The 15,045-nt window shown below is 64.7% G+C and carries 14 protein-coding genes and 1 pseudogene; 11 read left to right on the top strand and 4 right to left on the bottom strand.

Annotated features, from left to right (window positions below; translation table 11 throughout):
- Nucleotides 1-15: 15 nt before the first annotated feature.
- Nucleotides 16-648, bottom strand: coding sequence for a lytic transglycosylase domain-containing protein (locus B7P44_RS30440; protein WP_084909554.1), 633 nt, complete (start codon nucleotides 646-648; stop codon nucleotides 16-18).
- 204 nt (nucleotides 649-852) lie between these two features.
- Between B7P44_RS30440 and B7P44_RS30435 the strand changes: the two are divergent.
- The 8 genes and pseudogenes from B7P44_RS30435 to B7P44_RS30400 all read left to right on the top strand — a co-directional run.
- Nucleotides 853-2,387, top strand: a pseudogene (locus B7P44_RS30435) (quaternary amine ABC transporter ATP-binding protein); the annotation flags it as partial.
- Nucleotides 2,380-3,276 (top strand): choline ABC transporter permease subunit, encoded by an 897-nt coding sequence (gene choW / locus B7P44_RS30430; protein WP_084909553.1) that lies wholly within the window; start codon nucleotides 2,380-2,382, stop codon nucleotides 3,274-3,276. The pseudogene B7P44_RS30435 and the gene choW, both read left to right, overlap by 8 nt.
- Nucleotides 3,277-3,398: 122 nt before the next feature.
- Nucleotides 3,399-4,403 (top strand): GlxA family transcriptional regulator, encoded by a 1,005-nt coding sequence (locus B7P44_RS30425; protein ID WP_084909552.1) that lies wholly within the window; start codon nucleotides 3,399-3,401, stop codon nucleotides 4,401-4,403.
- Nucleotides 4,404-4,510: 107 nt separating this feature from the next.
- Entirely contained in the window at nucleotides 4,511-5,461 is a 951-nt protein-coding gene (locus B7P44_RS30420) for a choline ABC transporter substrate-binding protein (RefSeq protein ID WP_084909551.1), read from the top strand.
- Between the two features lie 378 nt (nucleotides 5,462-5,839).
- Nucleotides 5,840-6,304, top strand: a complete 465-nt coding sequence (locus tag B7P44_RS30415; protein WP_231716753.1) for a PAAR domain-containing protein — start codon at nucleotides 5,840-5,842, stop codon at nucleotides 6,302-6,304.
- Nucleotides 6,305-6,514: 210 nt separating this feature from the next.
- A complete protein-coding gene (locus tag B7P44_RS30410) occupies nucleotides 6,515-7,063 on the top strand; it encodes a PAAR domain-containing protein (RefSeq protein ID WP_084909550.1) in 549 nt (182 codons plus the stop codon).
- Nucleotides 7,064-7,174: 111 nt separating this feature from the next.
- Nucleotides 7,175-7,843 (top strand): M35 family metalloendopeptidase, encoded by a 669-nt coding sequence (locus B7P44_RS30405; RefSeq protein ID WP_084909549.1) that lies wholly within the window; start codon nucleotides 7,175-7,177, stop codon nucleotides 7,841-7,843.
- A complete protein-coding gene (locus B7P44_RS30400; RefSeq protein ID WP_084909548.1) occupies nucleotides 7,836-8,246 on the top strand; it encodes a hypothetical protein in 411 nt (136 codons plus the stop codon). Before B7P44_RS30405 ends, B7P44_RS30400 begins: the two co-directional genes overlap by 8 nt.
- A gap of 80 nt (nucleotides 8,247-8,326) precedes the next feature.
- Here B7P44_RS30400 and B7P44_RS30395 read toward each other — a convergent pair whose 3' ends face one another.
- Entirely contained in the window at nucleotides 8,327-8,752 is a 426-nt protein-coding gene (locus tag B7P44_RS30395; RefSeq protein WP_084909547.1) for a PACE efflux transporter, read from the bottom strand.
- A gap of 148 nt (nucleotides 8,753-8,900) precedes the next feature.
- Here B7P44_RS30395 and B7P44_RS30390 point away from each other — a divergent pair, with 148 nt between their 5' ends.
- Nucleotides 8,901-9,866, top strand: coding sequence for a LysR substrate-binding domain-containing protein (locus tag B7P44_RS30390; protein WP_084909546.1), 966 nt, complete (start codon nucleotides 8,901-8,903; stop codon nucleotides 9,864-9,866).
- Here B7P44_RS30390 and B7P44_RS30385 read toward each other — a convergent pair.
- Together B7P44_RS30385 and B7P44_RS30380 are read right to left on the bottom strand one after the other, a co-directional pair.
- Nucleotides 9,863-10,552 carry an aspartyl/asparaginyl beta-hydroxylase domain-containing protein gene (locus B7P44_RS30385; protein WP_084909545.1) on the bottom strand — a complete coding sequence of 230 codons (690 nt, stop codon included), beginning with the start codon at nucleotides 10,550-10,552 and terminating at the stop codon, nucleotides 9,863-9,865. The two genes, B7P44_RS30390 and B7P44_RS30385, sit on opposite strands and share 4 nt — an antisense overlap.
- Nucleotides 10,553-10,711: 159 nt before the next feature.
- The gene (locus B7P44_RS30380) at nucleotides 10,712-12,778 is read right to left on the bottom strand and encodes a c-type cytochrome (protein WP_084909544.1); all 2,067 of its coding nucleotides are present in this window, start codon (nucleotides 12,776-12,778) and stop codon (nucleotides 10,712-10,714) included.
- Nucleotides 12,779-12,988: 210 nt separating this feature from the next.
- Here B7P44_RS30380 and B7P44_RS30375 point away from each other — a divergent pair, with 210 nt between their 5' ends.
- Together B7P44_RS30375 and hcp are read left to right on the top strand one after the other, a co-directional pair.
- Entirely contained in the window at nucleotides 12,989-13,189 is a 201-nt protein-coding gene (locus tag B7P44_RS30375) for a DUF3079 domain-containing protein (protein WP_010089345.1), read from the top strand.
- A gap of 173 nt (nucleotides 13,190-13,362) precedes the next feature.
- The gene (gene hcp, locus B7P44_RS30370; protein WP_084910114.1) at nucleotides 13,363-15,030 is read left to right on the top strand and encodes a hydroxylamine reductase; all 1,668 of its coding nucleotides are present in this window, start codon (nucleotides 13,363-13,365) and stop codon (nucleotides 15,028-15,030) included.
- Nucleotides 15,031-15,045: the final 15 nt, after the last annotated feature.

The following is a 15,045-nucleotide window of genomic DNA, read 5'->3' as shown; positions in this document are numbered from 1 at the left end:
GAGCCGTCAGGCCGTTCACGGATTGCCGGTAGCGCCCGGCTCGCCGGCCGTCCGGCGCAACTGCGCGTCGAACTGCTGCACGCGCAGCACGACGCGCTGCGCGTAGCGTTTCGTGCCGCCGTTGTAGCGCACGAGCGCGGCTTCGATGTCGCCGTCTTCATCGTCGAGATAGCCGCGGAAGATCGCCGCGCCGATCCGCACGTTGGTCGCGGGATCGGACAGGTCCTTCACGTGCGCGACGAGATCGCGGTGCGACGCGGGCAGCACCTGCATGAGCCCGCGCGCGCCCGCGCCGCTGACCGCATGGCGGTCGAAGCTCGATTCGACCGCGATGATCGCGAGCAGCAGCGCCGGCGCGAGCCCGTAACGCTCCGATTCGGTCTGCACCGCATGCGCGATGGTTCGCGCCTCGGCGTACGCAACGTGAAAACGGTCGCGCAGCGTCGCGGCGATCGCGTCGAGCGCGGGGATGAACGTCGCGTCCGGCGCGCTGCCGGCGATGGGGGCGGCGGGCGTGACGGACGAGACCGGCGCCGCGCTGTCGGCGCTGGCGGGCGATGCGACGGCCGCCAGCGAAAGGGCGGCCGCGACGACTAGGACATTCAGTGGCGAAACCGGGCGCTTGCCCGGCGAGTGTGTTTCCTGCATGTCTGCGCATCGTTGTTCCGATGTGATCGACTGTACGCAGTCGCGCATTGCGAGCGTCGAAAGAATTGCGTGTGCCGGATAAAGACGCCGTAAAGACACGTGCCCAGGCCGGAAGGAACCCGAAGCATGTCGGCGGACTCGGCGGACGCGCCCGTTTCCGCACGGGCAAGTGCTCTTCATACGATCGGGTTGCGACGCGTGCCGGCTCGCCGTCGCGCACCAGCCCGGTGCGGCGCGAACCGATCTGACCCGATCGGACGCGGATTTGTCCGAAAGCGACGCGCGGCCGATGCGATTTCGCGCCCGCCGCAGCCGAATCCGCGGCACGTTGCTCCGCACAAGTTCTGCTCGCGATGTCCGCCAGTCAGGGCGACACGCGTTTTGCGCCGCCGCAAACCGCCCGCGCCGGCCGCGCCGACCCGCCCGGCGCGGCCGGACGCCGTCTTTCCCCCGTGTCGTATTTGCGCAAGCGTTTGTCGTAATTCGTCGGCAGGCCGGGGTTTTTTCTGGCAACTATGTAGGCACGCTGTGACACGCGTGAGTCCCCGCTACACGAGGAGAAGGTTTCGATGGATGCCCCCAAGGTCGTGGTCGAAGGTCTGTGCAAGGTATTTGGAAGCAATCCGCAGCAGGCGCTCGACATGCTCGCCGCCGGCGCGACGAAGGACGAAGTGCTCAAGCGCACGGGCCAGGTGGTCGGCGTGCACAACGTATCGTTCGACGTGCAGGAAGGCGAAATTTTCGTGCTGATGGGCCTGTCCGGCTCCGGCAAATCGACGCTGATCCGCCTCGTGAACCGGCTGGTCGACCCGAGCGCCGGCAAGGTGACGATCGACGGCCTTGACGTCGCGTCGGCGCGCCGCTCGGCGCTCACCGCGCTGCGCCGCAAGGACATGAGCATGGTGTTCCAGTCGTTCGCGCTGATGCCGCATCGCACCGTGGTGTCGAATGCCGCGTTCGGCCTCGAGGTCGCGGGCGTCGGGAAGAAGGAGCGCGAACGGCGCGCGATGGAGGTGCTCGAGCAGGTTGGCCTCGCGCCGTTCTCGCACAAGCTGCCGTCCGAGCTGTCGGGCGGCATGCAGCAGCGCGTCGGCCTCGCGCGCGCGCTCGCGGTGAACCCGTCGCTGATGATCATGGACGAGGCGTTCTCCGCGCTCGATCCGCTGAAGCGCAGGGAAATGCAGGATGTGTTGTTGCAGCTGCAGAAGGAGCAGCGCCGCACGATCATGTTCGTGTCGCACGATCTGGAGGAAGCGCTGCGCATCGGCAACCGGATCGCGATCATGGAGGGCGGGCGCCTCGTGCAGGTCGGCACGCCGCAGGACATCATCGCGAACCCGGCCGACGACTACGTGCGCGCGTTCTTCGACGGCATCGACACGAGCCGCTACCTGACTGCCGGCGACCTGATGCAGACGGGCGCCGTGCCGATCGTGTCGAAGTTCGATGCCGCGAACGTCGCGGCGACGCTGAACGGCAGCGCCGAATACGCGTTCGTGCTCGACGCCGAGCGCAAGATCCGCGGCTTCGTCACGCGCGACGCGATCGGTCAGGCCGCGCCGTCCGTGCGGCCGATCGAGAGCATCCGGCGCGATGCGTCGCTCGAACATGTCGTCGCGCGTGTGGTTGCGAGCCCGAATGCATTGCCCGTCGTCGACGACGACGGCTGCTACTGCGGCTCGGTCGATCGTGCGCTCATCCTGAAGGCCATCACGCGTTCGCGAGGCTCCCATGTCTGAAATGATTCCGCTCGGCAGCTGGGTCGACCAGTCCGTTCACTACCTGCTCGACCACGACGCGAAGACGTTCGACGCGATCGGTCAAGCGATCGAGGGTCTCGCGGCATTCGTCGAGCACAGCCTGCAGGCAATCCCGATGTGGCTGATGATGGCGATCTTCATCGGCGTCGGACTGTGGCGCGTGGGCTGGCGTTTCGCGCTGTTCACCACCGCGTCGCTGCTCCTGATCTTCGCGACGGGCTTCTGGGATCAGACGGTCATCACGCTCGGCCTCACGCTGTCGTCGACGATCATCAGCCTCGTGCTCGGCATCCCGCTCGGCATCTGGGCCGCGAAGAGCAAGTGGGTCGCCGCGACCGTGCGTCCGATCCTCGACCTGATGCAGACGATGCCGGCCTTCGTCTACCTGATTCCGGCCGCGATGCTGTTCGGTCTCGGCCGCGTGCCGGGGATCCTGTCGACGGTGATCTTCGCGATGCCGCCGGCCGTGCGCCTCACGAGCCTCGGCATCCGCCACGTGAACCGCGAGATCGTCGAAGCCGGCCAGGCATTCGGCTGCACACCGTGGCAGCTGCTGTACAAGGTGCAGTTCCCGAACGCGCTGCCGTCGATCATGCAGGGCGTGAACCAGACGATCATGATGGCGCTGTCGATGGTGATCATCGCGTCGATGGTCGGCGCGGGCGGCCTCGGCAACGACGTGCTCGCCAGCATCCAGCGTCTCGACATCGGCCTGGGCTTCGAAAGCGGCCTGTCGGTCGTGCTGCTCGCGATCATCCTCGACCGCATCACCGAGAGCTTCGGCCGCGCGCCGGGCACCGTGAAGGCGCCGCTGTTCGCGGGCCTCAAGCAGCTGTTCCGCGTCAAGGCCGCGCCCGCGCAGGCCTGACCGACCGGCGGCCGGCGACTTGTCGTTGTCCTTGTCCGGCCGCCTTCTCCGTTCCAGCACCGGCTTTTCGCGGCATCGGCCGCGGGGCTGACCGCCTGCAACCTGCTTGTTAGGAGAGCGATGTGACGTCCGCCGCCGCTGCCGCTTTTGCGCCCGCCGCCTGCGTTTCACCGGTTTCGTCCCTCGCGCATTTCGGCTTCCTGACGCTGCCGAATTTCTCGATGATCGCGTTCTCGAGCGCGGTCGAAGTCCTGCGCATGGCGAACTACGTCGGGCGCGCCGATCACTACCGGTGGTCGATCTATTCGCTCGATGGCGCGCCGGTGCACGCGAGCAACGGCATCGCGGTGCGGCCGACGCAGGCGCTCGACCCGGAACGCTTGCCCGACGTGATGATCGTCTGCGGCGGCATCCGCATCCGCGACGTGGTCGACGAGGACGCGCGCGCGACGCTCGGCGGGCTCGCCGAGCGCGGCCTGCCGCTCGGCGGCATCTGCACCGGCGCGTATGCGCTGATGTCGAGCGGGCTGCTCGACGGCTACCGCTGCACCGTCCATTGGGAAAACCTGTCGTCGCTGCATGCGGAGTTCCCGCAGGTGCGTTTCGCCGACGAGCTGTTCGTCGTCGATCGCGACCGCCTGACCTGCACCGGCGGCACCGCGCCGCTCGACCTGATGCTGAACCTCGTCGGCGCGCGCTTCGGGCAGCAGCTCGCCGCGCAGGTGTCCGAGCAGTTTATCCTCGAGCGCATCCGCAGCGCGACCGATCCGCAGCCGATTCCGGTCGACGCGCGCGTCGGCTTCTCGCGCGCGGAGCTGATCGAGGTCGTGCGGCTGATGGAGGCGAACATCGAGGAGCCGCTGTCGCTCGACGAGCTCGCGCGGCTCGTGCGGCTGTCGCAGCGGCATCTGCAGCGGATGTTCAAGGTCTACCTGAACGTGTCGCCGACCCACTATTACCTGACGCTGCGCCTGAAGCGCGCGCGCGACCTGCTGCGCACGACCGACGCGTCGATCGCGCGCGTGACGACGGTTTGCGGGTTCCATTCGCCGTGCCATTTCAGCAAGGCATACCGCGCGCAGTTCGGTCATGCGCCGAGTGTCGAACGCCGGCTGCCTGGGCGCTGAGCGGAGCCGATTTCTTACGGTCCGTGCCGCTGCCGGGATCGCAGCGCACGGCTTTGATCCACGATCCCGGATTTCATGCGAACGACAACACTTTGAGGAGAAGAAGGATGAAGCGACTACTGATCGCAGCGGCATGTGGTGTCGGGATTGCCGCCGCGCCGGCAACGGCTGTGTATGCGGCCGATCCGCCGGTGTGCAAGGCCGTGCGCTTCGCGGACGTCGGCTGGTCCGACATCGCCGCGACGACCGGCCTCGCATCGACGATGCTGCAGGGCCTCGGCTATGCGCCGACCAAGACGATCGCATCGGTGCCGATCACGTTCGCGGGGATCAAGAGCAAGCAGATCGACGTGTTCCTCGGCTACTGGTCGCCGACGATGGACCCGATCATCCAGCCGTTCACGAAGGCCGGCACGATCAAGGTGCTCGCGACGCCGAACCTGACCGGCGCGAAATACACGCTCGCGGTGCCCGACTACGTGTACCAGGGCGGCCTGAAGTCGTTCGCGGACATCCAGAAGTTCGCGGACAAGCTGAACGGCAAGGTCTACGGGATCGAGCCCGGCAACGACGGCAACGCGCTGATCAAGAAGATGATCGACGGCAACCAGTTCGGGCTCGGCAAGTTCAAGCTGGTCGAGTCGAGCGAGGCCGGGATGCTGGTCGAGGTGAACCGCGCGATCCGCGACAAGCAGTGGATCGTGTTCCTCGGCTGGGAGCCGCATCCGATGAACGTGCAGATGAAGATCGACTACCTGACCGGCGGCGACGACGTGTTCGGGCCGAACTACGGCGAGGCGAAGGTGCTGACGGCGACGCCGCCCGACTACGCGCAGCGCTGCCCGAACGTCGCGAAGTTCGTGTCGAACCTGCAGTTCACGACGGCGATCGAGAACCACGTAATGATGCCGATCATGAACAAGGAGGACCCGAACAAGGCCGCGGCCGCATGGCTGAAGGCGAACCCGCAGTCGCTCGACAAGTGGCTCGCGGGGGTGACGACGATCGACGGGAAGCCGGGGTTGCCGGCGGTGAAGGCGTATCTCGGGATTCACTGACGTAACGGGCGGTGCGCGCGATCGGCGCGCGTATCGGTGGCGGCCTTCTCGCTCGCGGCGGGAAGGCCGTTTTGCTTTTTGGGGGATCTTGGCGCGATTTCCATTCGCAAATTGCGCACGCTGGTTCAGTAGTCGGAATCCTGTATCGTCCTGAACGTTTCGCTTCCTTTTAGGCGCGACCACGACGTTGTCGGACAAAGACTCAACGGCCGCTAACACCTCGCAGCTCACGCGTAAGACCAAGATCGCATGCTGGCTGAAAAGGTCATTAAAAATTAGTGCTGCGAATTTCGTATTCGTCAGATTGATTCTTCGTTCTCGTTCGCGCAAATTTTGTGTGAAGCAATCCTCATCAATTCGTCGAGAAAGGAAATCCGGATGAAGAACGAGCAGACGGTATCGACTTACCCCTTCGCCACCATTGGCGCACTCACAGAACGCGGCGGTCGAGTGACCAAGGCAACCAGTAGCCTGGCTATCGCCGGGCTTGCCGTTGTCCGCGTTGGCGATGTCGTGACCTGCGAGGACGGCAGCGAGGCCATTATTACGGACGGTGCGGGCAATTACGCGGTTTCCGGCAACAAGCCGTTTGCACTAGTGGGCAGCCGATTGAGCAACGGCGACCTTATCGTCGAAACGCTTCAGCGGTTATGGGGAATTTCTGTTCAGGCTGCCGAAACAGTCGAGGGATTGTTCGACGCGGCTTATGTGCCGCCACCTTCGCCGCCGCGCTATCGGCTGGCGGTACGAGGGGCAACGACCGCGCGCGGTGGCGTGCTACGTAAGGCTTACCGGCAAGTGGGATACAGGTATTCGGCTCGGCATGGCTGGCGTCGTGGGTAATCAGGTTCACTATGCAGACGGCTCAATCGCACGAATCGTAAGCGGCCTTGGGCTGGCGGATAACGGAGACTTCGAGCCGCTGGCTTTCGTCGGTAGCGAGTTGGACAACGGCGACGCCGTTACCGACAGCCCGGAGCGCGAAGGGCTTGTATCCGCCTGCACCTTTGCGGTGGTGAAGCGTTCGACTGTTGTGCGCCAAGGGGAGGGCTCATGATTCGCTATTTCCTTGCCAAGGGCGATCGTGGCGGCAGCGCGACGATCACGGAAGGATTGGTGGACGTCACCTGTTCCGATCCGCCGCCATGCGTGCAGATCGCGACGCTTTACATGAAAACCTACTGCACAGCCTGCAAGCAGGAAGGGTTTATCGCACCGAATGGACCGCGCTGGCCTGGTACCGGGTCAAATGGCGAACCTTGGGCACTGAGCGGCGACATCAACGTCTGTGGTTGTAATCCGTCGCCCGTCTTTTATGCCGAGCGTGGCATGAGCATGTCCTTCACGGCTGAGCAGGTTGCGGGGTTGACGGGGCAAAGGAAAAGCGATTTCCGTTCTGCGTCGGTAAATGGCGTCGAATACGGCGAGCGATATTTTCTGAGCGATGCCGATAGGGGGCGACCACTATCCGGCATCCGATATCGCATACGGACTGCATCGGGGCGAATTTTCAGCGGCGTCACAGACTCATCCGGTCACACGCAACGTGTGGAGACAGGCAGTGCGGAAACGCTACAAGTCGAGATCTCGCTGGAAACGTAACTGTTCGGCGCGTGTGGCTATTGTTGATTTCGCGCTAAACATGGCGGCGTAATGAATTGACGTTGGTCGGGTCATGCCTTTGAGAGTTAATGGGGTCGTGGAGTTGGATAAATGGAAGAATTTGATGTCAACGATGATGGTGAATGGTTTCTTGTCCATTCTGGTGCTGTGACTAACACAAATCCGGGTTCGGTTGTAACTGTATTGATTAATACTGAACGGATATGTGAAAATATGACGAACAGACAATTCAGGGAAATGGTTCTGAAAATGCGAGATAAAGCTGTCTCGCTCGTCGAAATTAGGCTCGAAGATCTGCGTCGATGGTCTGCTCGTGATAAGACTCGAGTGCAGCAGTGGTTTGGTAGAAGTGACGAAGGTACGCGAATCAGATTGACTCATGGTCTAACTGCAATTGTTGGTGCGTTGAAGGAGTTGACGGGATTCAACTTCACCCGCTGGGACAGTGGGCGATACGCTTACATAGGTTGCGTTCCCAATCCCAACACATCAGGCGTTGTGGCATCTGTTTGTGCTCCCGATACTGCGACTCATACGATTGCAATCCATCCGGATTTTTGTACAATGCGCGATTTTTCGTGGGAAAAGGATTCGATTGTTTCGACGTTGATTCATGAGGTCAGTCATTTTCGCGACACCATGGGCACGAAGGATCATCGATACTATATGAATGAGTGTGTAAATTTTGGTTCGGAGGATCCCGATCTTGCTATTAATAACGCAGATAGTGTGGCTGGGTATGTTATCTATAATGAATAAAATAATTGTCGTCCTGTGCCTCCTTGGTTATGGCTCCTCGTTTGCGTGCACTGCGAGTGAGAATTTTGATATCTATTTTCCGAGAAATAGTGCGAACGTGCCGGGCGACGAAATCATTCGACTCGCGAGCTGGGTGATTGATAAGAATATTGCTTACGCTAACCATAAGACCAAGGAAGTGACGCTGGTCAGTGGCCACGCCGAAGAAGACGAGCGTCGTCCACAGGAACTTGCCAAGTTGCGTCTGGAGGCCGGAAAGGCACTGCTTGAACAGTTCAGGTTTCTACGTGGAAATGTGAAAACGAGCGTGCGTGTCTATACGCATCGAGACGTTGATAATGGACGGCGTGTCGAGATTTCATTCGAACCAGATTGCCCGAACAAGTGTTGTACCGGCGAATAGTCTTGGCGGTACGCCGCTGCAACCCGATTTGTGACCACATACGAGCATGCTTGGGAAGCTCGCGCACAATCGTGTTCACCTCACAGCTGCTTCGTCGCAGCCGGCACGTCGAACACGCGGTCGAACGCCCACTGGAACACGAACGCATAGCAGAAGAAGAACGCAAACAGCCCGAGGTCGACGAGGAACGCGTCTAGCCACGAGATCTTCAGCCACCACGCGACGACCGGCACCAGGATGAAGATCAGCCCGCCTTCGAATCCGCACGCATGAATGATGCGGCGCCCGAGCGTCCGGGTGCGCTGCAGGCGCGTCGCTTCCCACCGTTCGAACAGCGTGTTGTAGACCATGTTCCACAGCAGCGCGATTGCGGACATCGTTGCCGACAGCGCGCCTGAGTAAACGAGGCCTTGCCCGAAGAGCGCGGCAATCGCGGGCGAGATGCAGGCGATAGCGATCGCCTCGTAGAGGATTGCCTGCGTGATCTTGCGGGGTAGGCCTTGCACGATGCGTCTCCGTTCCGACGAAAAGGTGGCGCGGCACGATGCCGCGACGCCTCGCCAGACTAGGCGCGTTGCGCGCCGGGTTCAATTCACCTAATCTCAACCGGATTGAATCGAACTCAACCCGGATCGCGTCCGGCTTGCCCAGCCCGTGTTCTCGAAAATTCCCCTGACCGCGTTGCGTGTATTCGAATCGTCGGCGCGCCTCGGCACGTTCAAGGCCGCCGCGCAGGAGCTGTCGGTGACGCCCGCCGCGGTGTCGCACCAGATCAAGTCGCTTGAAAGCCGGCTCGGCGTGCTGCTGTTCGAGCGCGACCCGGGCGGCGTGCGGCTGACCGGCGACGGCGAGCGCTTGTTCCGCGCGTGCCACGACGCGCTCCTCGCGCTGAGCCGCGGGCTCGACGCGGTGCGGCCCGAGCCGGCCGAGCGCACGCTCGTGCTGACCACGACACCCGCGTTTGCGTCGATGTGGCTAATTCCGCGTCTCGGCCGCTTCCAGCAGGCCGATCCGCCGCTGCACATCAAGGTCGAGACCGGCAACGCGCTCGTCGATCTCGAACGCGACGCGCGCGTGGACCTCGCGATCCGCGCGAGCGCGCGCGACTTCCCGGCGCTGTTCCAGCACGAACTGATCGACGAGTATTTCGGCGCATATGCGGCGCGCGGCTTCGACGCGAACCGCCCGGATGGGCGGCTGGACCTGATCGAGATCGCCTGGGAGAGCGCCGTGCCGCTGCCGGTCGACTGGCCGTCGTGGTGCCGGGCGGCCGGCAGGACCGAGTGGCTGCAGCGCGCGGTATTCCGGCATTACGACGACGAACACTACGCGTTGCAGGCCGTGCTGCACGGGCAGGGTGTCGTGCTCGCCAGTTCGGTACTGGTGGCCGAGCACGTCGAACGGGGCGCGCTGACGCCGATCGAGCCGTCGGTGCGGCTCGCGGGCACGCGCTATGTCGCGCTGTGCCGGCCGGGGCGCGAGCGGCAGCCGCGGGTCAGGCAGTTTCTCGACTGGCTGGACGACGAACTCGCGCAGACGCACGCGGCGATCGGGCGGATGACGCGACGCGGTTCGCCGGCGCATGGCGCGCGAAGCACCGATGCGTGTTGCCGCCGCTAGACCGGAATCGACCCGCCCCGTATCCGTATCCCGAGCCGCACGACCCCGATCACCGCATTCGACAGCCACGTCAGCCCGCGCGGCATCCCGCGCCGGCGGATGTCGAGCAGCAGCACGATCCGCACCTCGCCGCTGTCGTTCCACACCTCGTGCTCGAACGTGTCGTCCCACAGCAGGAATCGGCCTTCGTCGAGACGGTATTCGCGGCCATCGACCTTCAGCACCGCGGCGGGCGAGCCGTCCGCGCGCCTGGGCATCTTCAGCACGAGATAACCGCGCAGGATGCCGCGAAACGGGCCGCGGTGCGGCGGGATGTGCTTGCCGGGCGCGAGGAACGACAGCGACGCGGACAGCACGTCCGGCGACGTGGCGACCAGCGACGCGACCGTCGGGCAGCGCGACAGGTTGCGCGGAAACGGCTGCCCGTAGGCCTGCATGATGAACATCCGCCAGTCGCGCGCGTCGTTCGCGGAGATGTCGCGCTGCTCGCGCATGATCTCGTGAAAGCGCGGGATGCGCGGCAGGTCGCGCGCGACCGCGAGCGCTTCCGCGCGGATGGCCGGCCACGCGCGAACGAAGCGCTCGGCGTCCGGAAAGGCGGCGGCGTCGAGCACCGCTCCGCCGTCGATGTGGCGGTCGTAGAGCGTACGGAGCAGGCCGGCAGCGTACTCGTAGGCGGCGGACATGGTCGGTCGGGCGGCAGACGGGGCGATGGACTGCGGACAGTCTGCCTGAAGCCTCCGCTGGGTTAGGTTACGTCAGGTTACACCCGCTGACGAAAAGGTGACGGAAGCGATCAAGCGCCCGCCGGCCCGCCGCCGTCGACACCGCGCCGTCGAAACCGGTCAATACCGCGCATCCTTGGGTTTGCCGCCTTTCGGCCAGTCGTGGATCTTGTCCGGGAAATCCGGGCGCGGCCGCGTCGTGAACCACGCGGCGACGTCGACCGCGTCCTGGTCGCTCAGCCCGCCTTGTCCGAGCGGGAAGCGATTGTGCGACCCGATCGACATGTTGTTCTTCACGAACGCCGCGGCGGTGTAAAGGCGCGCCATGCCGGCCCCGATGTTGAACGACTGGTCGCCCCACAGCGGCGGATAGATCGGCGTGCCGTCGGCGCGCCGCGTCCCGGCGCCGTCCGCGCCGTGGCAGGACGCGCATTGCGCGGCGTACAGCGCCTTGCCGTGCGTCAGGTCGGGTTTCAGCGCGGTGTCGATCTTGCCGACCCCGCGCCCCGGAAGCTTGTCCTTCGGGTGCGCGCCGGCCTGCATCCAGTCGAAGTACGCGACCATCGCCTTCATGTCGTCCGAATCGACCGGCAGCGGCGTGCCGTTCATCGAGCGCCGGAAACAGCCGTTGATGCGATCCGCCAGCGACAGCACCTTGCCGGCGCGCGGCGCATAGCTCGGGAACTGGGCGGACAGGCCGAGGTACGGCGACGCGAGCGCGACGGTGCCGCTGTTCAGGTGGCAGCTCGCGCAGTTGAGCGACGCGCCGACGTGGTTCGGCAGCAGCGCTTTCGTGTCGAGATTCAGGCGCATCCCCCGGATCAGTTGCGCGGCATTCGGCTGGTCGGGCAGCGTCGCGAAACGCGGGGTAGGGAACGAGGACGCATCGCCGTTGCCGATGGCCAGCGTCCGGCGCATCTTGGCGACGTCCGACGCGAGGATCGGATCCTCGCGGCCGCCCCATGCGGAACGCACGAACGTCAGGATCTCGGCCAGCTCCTGGTTCGAGAGCGGGTTGAACGCCGGCATCGTATAGACGCGCGGATGGGCGCCGGTCCGTGGCGATGTCCATCCAGTCAGCACGACGTGAATCAGCGAGGCCGGATCCTTCGACAGCACCGCGGGATTGCGGGACAACGGCGGAAACACCGGCGAGAACCCGCCGCCGTCGGCCTGATGGCAGCCGATGCAGAACTGCGCATAGCCGAGCCCGCCCTTCGACGCGTACAACGCGTCGGGCACGCTGCTCGCCGGTTCGCCGCGCATCGGTGCCGCGGCGGCCTGCCGGTCCGCCGTCAGGTTCGGCAGCGATTGCAGATAGACGCCCACGGCGGTGAGATCGGCGTCGCTGATGTACTGCGTACTGTGGTGCACGACGTCCGTCATGCCGCCGCTGGCGATCGCATAGCGATTCCTGCCGGTCTTGAGGAACGTGACGAAATCCTCGACGGGCCACAGCGCGCGCAGGTTGACGGCCCGCCACGACTCGACCGTCGCGCCGGACAGGTAGAGCGGCCCGTTGCCGCCGGACTCGGACATGGCCTTTTCCTGGAACGCGAGGCCGCGCGGCGTATGACAGGCGCCGCAATGCCCCGGGCCCTGGGTCAGGTAGGCGCCGCGGTTCCACGTCGCGTCCTTGGCCGGATCGGGCCGATAGGGCGTGTCGTCGAGGAACAGCACGTTCCACAGCGCCAGCCCCCAGCGCTGGTTGAACGGCCATTTGATGCCGAGCGGCTTGTTCGCCTGCCTGACCGGTGCGACGCCCTGTTTCAGGTACGCGAAGAGGGCGCGCATGTCGTCGTCGCTGAACTTCGCGAAGGACGGGTAGGGCATCGCCGGATACAGGTGATGGCCGTCGGCCGCGACGCCCTTGCGCATCGCCCGGTCGAATTGCTCGAACGTGTACCGGCCGATGCCGGTCGCGTCGTCGGGCGTGATGTTGGTCGAATGGACGGCGCCGAACGGCGTGCTCATCGACAGGCCGCCCGCGAGGGGCCGGCCGTTCGGCGCGGTATGGCACGCGACGCAGTCGGCGATGCGCGCGACGTATGCGCCTTTGTTCAGCAGCTCGGCATCGCCGGCCTGCGGGGCGGCCGACGCCGTGGCCGGGATGAGGTGGAACAGTGCGGCGATCGATGCGGCCGCTGTGAGGAAGGTCCGAATCAAACTGCTTGTCGATGATTTCATGGCGTGTGGAAATTTATTGTTTTGCGCAACGATTCATCGTATCGCCGCGGGCCATGGCACTTTCCTGACGGGAATCAAGAAGCAGCCGATCGGTCGTGGAATGCCTGTTCAATCAACTTCGCATCGGCGGCAGTGCGCAAGAATGTCGCATCGCCTGCCGTCGAGCGTGCACTAGAGTCGATGTCGTACCCGCAGAGGCGACGTCGAATCATGGCCAAGAAATTTCCGTTGCATCCCGTTCACCCGGAAAGAATTTGCTGGGGCTGCGACAACTACTGCCCGACCCAGTCGATGCGTTGCGGTAACGGCTCCAGCCGTACCCAGCATCCCGCCGAGCTGCTTGGCGACGACTGGTATCAGTACGGCGACTGGGGCATCGAATGTCCGGACGCGCCGGCCGAGACAGGTTGACGCAGGCTCTCTTTTCTTGATCGGCATCAGGGTATTCAAACGGCGGACGGAACATCATAAAAAAGATGCACGAAATAAGCATCTTGAAGCGGGCGAGATGCCTGGCCGAGTGGAACGCACGTTCCACCGCCGTCTTCGCCGACCCGCGCCCCACGATCAAAAAGGAGAAAACCGTGTTTTGCTACCAATGCGAACAGACTGACCGGACCGGTGCGCGGCCCGGCTGTGCGTCGGCGAAGGGGAACTGCGGCAAGGACGCGACGACGGCCGACCTGCAGGACCTGCTGGTTCATGCGGTGAAGGGCATCGCGCAGTACGGCGCGCTGGCGCGCGGCATGGGTGAGCCCGACCGCGAGGCCGACCGGTTCGTGCTGTACGCGATGTTCACGACGCTGACCAACGTGAACTTTCATGCGGCGCGCTTCGTCACGCTGCTGCGCGAGGCCGCGCAGATCCGCGATCGGGTGAAGGGCGTATGCGAGGCGGTCGCACGGGACACGGGCACCGCGTTGCCGACGCTGTCGGGGCCGGCAACGTGGCAGCCGGCGGCGGAGCTGGCCGGCATGCTGGAGCAGGCGGCGAAGGTCGGCATCGAGGCAGGCGCGGACAAGGTCGGCCCGGACATCATCGGCCTGCGTGCGCTGGTGGTCTATGGCCTGAAAGGCGTGTGTGCGTATGCGCACCATGCGCAGGTGCTCGGCTACGAGAGCGACGAAGTGTATGCGGGCGTCGAGGCGGCGCTCGAATTTCTTGCGAGCGATCCGGACGACGTCAACGCGCTGCTGGCGAAGGCGCTCGAACTGGGCCAGCTGAACCTGAAGGTGATGGAGCTGCTCGACAGCGCGAACACCGGCCGCTTCGGCGCGCAGCAACCCACCGCGGTGCGCGTGACGCCGGTGGCGGGCAAGGCGATCCTGGTGTCCGGCCACGACCTCGGCGACCTGCATGCATTGCTCGAACAGACCGCGGGCACCGGCATCCAGGTCTACACGCACGGCGAAATGCTGCCGGCCCATGCGTACCCGACGCTCAAGGCATTCCCGCATCTCGCCGGCAACTATGGCGGCGCGTGGCAGGACCAGCAGAGCGACTTCGCGCATTTCCCCGGCCCGATCCTGATGACGTCCAACTGCATCATCGAGCCGTTGCCGCAGTACCGGCAGCGCATCTTCACGACGGGGCCGGTGGGCTGGCCGGGCGTGCGCCATCTCGAGCACCACGATTTCTCGATGCTGATCCAGGCGGCGCGGGCGTTGCCCGGCTTCCCGGCGACGGCGCCGGAAGAGACCATCACGGTCGGCTTCGGCCGGCACGCGGTGCTCGGCGTCGCGGACAAGGTGATCGACGCGGTCAAGGCCGGCCAGATCCGCCATTTCTTCCTGATCGGCGGCTGCGACGGCGCGGCGCCGGGCCGCAACTACTACACGGAATTCGCGGAGCAGGCGCCCGACGACACGGTCGTGATGACGCTCGGCTGCAACAAGTACCGCTTCAACCGGCACGCATTCGGCGACATCGGCGGCATTCCGCGCCTGCTCGACATCGGGCAGTGCAACGACAGCTATTCGGCGATCCGCATTGCGACCGCGCTTGCCGATGCGTTCGAGTGCGGCGTGAACGACCTGCCTCTGTCGCTGGTGATCTCGTGGTTCGAGCAGAAGGCGGCGGCGGTGCTGCTGACGCTGCTTGCGCTCGGCATCCGCAACATCCGTCTCGGGCCGACGTTGCCGGCATTCCTCACGCCGGGCGTGCTCAACGTGCTGGTGGAGCAGTTCGGCATCCAGCCGATCGGGGAGGCCGGCGCCGATCTCGCCGCGTCGCTGTCGCGCCAGGCCGCCTGACGCGCGTCGTAAAGG

Source organism: Burkholderia ubonensis subsp. mesacidophila, from assembly GCF_002097715.1.
Taxonomy (GTDB): Bacteria; Pseudomonadota; Gammaproteobacteria; order Burkholderiales; family Burkholderiaceae; genus Burkholderia; species Burkholderia mesacidophila.
This window is presented reverse-complemented; position numbering and strand designations above follow the sequence as displayed.

Coding starts and splice junctions, on each gene's coding strand:
- B7P44_RS30440 (WP_084909554.1), bottom strand. CDS start 648: ATGCAGGAAACACACTCGCCGGGCAAGCGCCCGGTTTCGCCACTGAAT.
- choW (WP_084909553.1), top strand. CDS start 2,380: ATGTCTGAAATGATTCCGCTCGGCAGCTGGGTCGACCAGTCCGTTCAC.
- B7P44_RS30420 (WP_084909551.1), top strand. CDS start 4,511: ATGAAGCGACTACTGATCGCAGCGGCATGTGGTGTCGGGATTGCCGCC.
- B7P44_RS30415 (WP_231716753.1), top strand. CDS start 5,840: ATGAAGAACGAGCAGACGGTATCGACTTACCCCTTCGCCACCATTGGC.
- B7P44_RS30410 (WP_084909550.1), top strand. CDS start 6,515: ATGATTCGCTATTTCCTTGCCAAGGGCGATCGTGGCGGCAGCGCGACG.
- B7P44_RS30405 (WP_084909549.1), top strand. CDS start 7,175: ATGGAAGAATTTGATGTCAACGATGATGGTGAATGGTTTCTTGTCCAT.
- B7P44_RS30400 (WP_084909548.1), top strand. CDS start 7,836: ATGAATAAAATAATTGTCGTCCTGTGCCTCCTTGGTTATGGCTCCTCG.
- B7P44_RS30385 (WP_084909545.1), bottom strand. CDS start 10,552: ATGTCCGCCGCCTACGAGTACGCTGCCGGCCTGCTCCGTACGCTCTAC.
- B7P44_RS30380 (WP_084909544.1), bottom strand. CDS start 12,778: ATGAAATCATCGACAAGCAGTTTGATTCGGACCTTCCTCACAGCGGCC.
- B7P44_RS30375 (WP_010089345.1), top strand. CDS start 12,989: ATGGCCAAGAAATTTCCGTTGCATCCCGTTCACCCGGAAAGAATTTGC.